Origin of the sequence: Streptomyces sp. NRRL S-495 (assembly GCF_000966955.1) — a bacterium.
GTDB classification, from domain to species: domain Bacteria; phylum Actinomycetota; class Actinomycetes; order Streptomycetales; family Streptomycetaceae; genus Kitasatospora; species Kitasatospora purpeofusca.
In genome coordinates, this window is the sequence record NZ_JZWY01001344.1 from 1 (window position 1) to 480 (window position 480).

Annotated in this window: 1 protein-coding gene; it reads left to right on the forward strand. The window is 74.2% G+C overall.

Annotated elements, in window-relative coordinates; all coding sequences use genetic code 11:
• On the forward strand, positions 1-480 hold a 480-nt coding region (locus VR45_RS41590; protein WP_045945182.1), incomplete at both ends, for an AMP-binding protein.

The following is a 480-nucleotide window of genomic DNA, read 5'->3' on the forward strand; positions in this document are numbered from 1 at the left end:
TCCTGGGACAGCCTGCTCTGGCTGGTCGCCGGCCATGAACTGCACCTGATCGGCGACGAGTTGCGCCGCGACGCGGCCGCGCTGGTGCGCCATGTGCGGGACACCGGCATCACCACCGTCAACGTCACCCCCTCCTACGCCGAACAGCTGCTCGCCGAGGGCCTGCTGGACGAGGACGGCGAGGAAGGCGCCGATGGCACGGCCGGCCGCGCCCCGAAGGTGCTGCTGCTCGGCGGCGAGGCCGTCGGCCAGGCTCTCTGGACCAGGCTGCGGGAGACCCCGCAGCTCACCGGCCACAACCTCTACGGCCCCACCGAGGCCACCGTCGACACCCTGGTCCAGCCCTTCGCGGACTCCGAGCGCCCCTCGCTCGGCCACCCCGTGCTCGGCACCCGCGCCCACGTCCTGGACGAGTACCTGGCGCCGGTCCCGGTCGGCGTGCCCGGCGAGCTGTACCTGGCCGGCCACAGCCTGGCCCGG